This is a genomic window from Streptomyces sp. SM1, assembly GCF_002910825.1.
GTDB lineage: Bacteria > Actinomycetota > Actinomycetes > Streptomycetales > Streptomycetaceae > Streptomyces > Streptomyces okerensis.
Map to the genome: position 1 here is coordinate 1 of NZ_NEUB01000353.1, position 3,057 is coordinate 3,057.

The 3,057-nt window shown below is 72.2% G+C and carries 2 protein-coding genes and 1 pseudogene; all 3 read left to right on the forward strand.

What is annotated here, in order from left to right; genetic code table 11:
- Window positions 1-514: pseudogene (locus B9S61_RS08820) on the forward strand (glycosyl transferase); the annotation flags it as partial.
- Between the two features lie 57 nt (window positions 515-571).
- Complete coding sequence (locus tag B9S61_RS08825) at window positions 572-2,101, forward strand: MFS transporter (protein ID WP_103541754.1); 1,530 nt, start codon at window positions 572-574, stop codon at window positions 2,099-2,101.
- A gap of 76 nt (window positions 2,102-2,177) precedes the next feature.
- Window positions 2,178-2,951, forward strand: a complete 774-nt coding sequence (locus B9S61_RS08830) for a TetR/AcrR family transcriptional regulator (RefSeq protein WP_103541755.1) — start codon at window positions 2,178-2,180, stop codon at window positions 2,949-2,951.
- Window positions 2,952-3,057: the final 106 nt, after the last annotated feature.

The following is a 3,057-nucleotide window of genomic DNA, read 5'->3' on the forward strand; positions in this document are numbered from 1 at the left end:
CGGCGGCTTCCCCGACGGCGGCCCGACGGGCCAGGACAGCCAGGACGGGCAGACCAGCCGGCCCTCCGGCCGGAACCAGCAGAACGCCGCCGGAGGTGGCGGCACCGAGGCCGGCGGCATGCCCGGCCGCGGTGGCATGGGCGGCCTCCTCGGCGGCCCGGACGTCGATTCCGGGGCGAAGGAACTGCTGGAGACCGACGCCGGTGAGTACACCTGGGCCGCCGCGGCAGTCGGCGCCCAGAACGCGGCCGGCTACCAGCTGGCCACCGGGGCGCCCGTGATGGCGATCGGCGGCTTCAACGGCACCGACCCGTCCCCGACGCTCGAGCGGTTCAAGGAGTACGTGGCGGAGGGGAGGATCCACTACTTCGTCGCCGGCGGCGGCATGGGCGGTGGCGGACGTGACTCCGGTACCTCGGCGGGGATCGCCTCCTGGGTGGAGGAGAACTTCGAGGAGGTGACGGCCGGTTCGGCGACCTTCTACGACCTCACGCGGAAGAAGACCGACGACTGACGGCTGACGGTGACCCGTCGTGCTGTACGCCGTAAGGGCTGTTCTACGGTGTACAGCATGACGACGTCCTCCCAGGAGCACGCCCCCGGCCGGCCTCTGGAGCGGAACCCGGCGGCCCTCCAGCCCCAGGGCCACTCCCGGCGCTGGCTGATTCTCGGTGTCATCTGTCTCGCCCAGCTCACCGTGCTGCTCGACAACACCGTCCTGAACGTGGCGATCCCCTCGCTCACCCGGGAACTGGACGCGTCGACCGCCGACATCCAGTGGATGATCAACGCGTACTCCCTGGTGCAGTCGGGTCTGCTGCTCAGCGCCGGCAACGCCGCCGACCGCTACGGGCGCAGGAAGATGCTGCTGGTGGGCCTGGTGCTGTTCGGCGCCGGGTCGCTGGTGGCCGGACTGGCCCAGTCGTCCGGCCAGTTGATCGCCGCGCGGGCCGGGATGGGGGTGGGCGGGGCGCTGCTGCTGACCACCACCCTCGCCGTCGTGATGCAGATCTTCACACCCGAGGAGCAGCCCAAGGCGATCGGCATCTGGAGCGCCGTCAACTCGCTGGGTTTCGCGGCCGGCCCGCTGGTCGGCGGCGTCATGCTGAACCACTTCTGGTGGGGTGCGATCTTCCTGGTCAACCTGCCGGTCGTGGCCCTCGCGCTGGCCGCCGTCGCCGCCTACGTCCCCGAGTCGAAGAACCGGCAGGGCGACCGGCCCGATCTGGTCGGCGCGGTCCTCTCCACCATCGGCATGACGGCCCTGGTCTACGCGATCATCTCGGGCCCCGGGCACGGCTGGACCTCCGGCCGGGTCCTGGCCACGGCGACGGGGGCGGCCCTGGTCCTCGGGCTCTTCGCGTACTGGGAGAGCCGGACCCCGCACCCGATGCTCGACCTGCACTTCTTCCGCAACCGCCGGTTCACGGGCGCGGTCGGCGGTCTGGTGCTGATCACCTTCGGCATGGGCGGCGCGCTCTTCCTGCTCACCCAGTATCTGCAGTTCGTCCTCGGCTACGGCCCCCTGGAGGCGGGACTGCGCACCGCGCCGATGGCCATGACCGTCGTCGCCCTCAACTTCACCGGTGTGGGGACCAGGTGGGCGGCGAGGATGGGCACCCCGCTCTCCATAGCCGTCGGAATGACGCTGATGGCGGGCGGGCTGGTGTCGATCGCCACGCTCACCGGGCACGGCTACGCCGGTACGCTGCTCGGCCTGGTGATGATCGGGGCGGGTACGGCGATCGGCAGTCCGGTGATGGCGCACGCGGTGATGAGTTCGGTACCCCGGGAGAAGGCGGGTGTCGGCGCCGGGATCAACGGCACCCTCGCCGAGTTCGGCACCGGGCTCGGGGTGGCCGTGCTGGGCGCGGTGCTGGGCGCGCGGTTCGCCGCCCTGATCCCGGTGGCGGCGACCTCGCTCCCGGCGGCGATGGCCGCGGCCGGCTCGGACGGTGAACGGGAGCGGGTCACCGACGCGTTCTCCGCCGGTCTGGAGACGAGCCTGCTGGTGGGGTCGGTGGCGGTGCTGCTCGGCGGACTGATCGCGGCGGCGTTGCTGCGCCGGGCGGACCGGGCAGACTCGCGGGAGAAGGCCTGAGAGCCGGACCGGCCGCGCGACCCGGACCCGGGGCGCCCGGCGGGAACCGGCGTCGGCACGTCGAGGAAGGTGCGCCATGGTGAGGGCAGACCAGCGGTCCGAAGAGGTACCGCGGACCAGTGTCTGGCTGGGGGACAGAACACGTCGCGGCGGGCGCGGCGGCGGGCAGCCGTCGGGACTGGACCGGGAGAAGATCACCGAGGTCACCGTACGGCTGCTGGACGCGGAGGGGCCGGCCGGCTTCTCCATGCGCCGGCTCGCCGCCGAGCTCAGGGTGACGGCGATGTCCGTCTACTGGTACGTCGACACCAAGGACGACCTCCTCGAACTCGCCCTGGACCGCACCTTCGGCGAACTGACGCTGCCCGACCCGGCCGGTGACGAGGACTGGCGTGACCAGTTGCGCACCCTGGCCCGCGAGTACCGCGCCCTGCTGGTGCGCCACCCCTGGCTGTCACCGCTGGCCGGCCGGTTTCTCAACACCGGGCCCAACGCGCTGACGTTCTCCCGGGTGATCCAGCAGGTCATCAGCAGGACAGGACTGCCGGCCCACGGGATGACCGGGGCCATCTCGGCCGTCTTCCAGTTCGTGTACGGCTACGGCACGATCGAGGGCCACTTCCACGCCCGGGTCGCCGCGACCGGCATGACCCCCGACACGTACCACCGGCACGCCCTGAGCGAGGTGAAGCAGTCACCGGACGCCGGTGAGGTGATCGAGGAGTCGACCAGGATCATGGCGGCCCGCGGCGGTGACACGGTCGAGGAGATGCTGGAACGCGACTTCGCCTTCGCCCTGGACCTGCTGGTGGCCGGTATCGAGGCGATGGTGGACCGCGGCCGGGACTGAGGAGGTCTGCCCCGCGGCGCCCGGAGCCGTCACCGTCCGGAGCGCCCGGAGCCGTCACCGTCCGGAGCGCCCGGTGCGGGCCCCGGCCGCCCGGGGCTCCCGGACC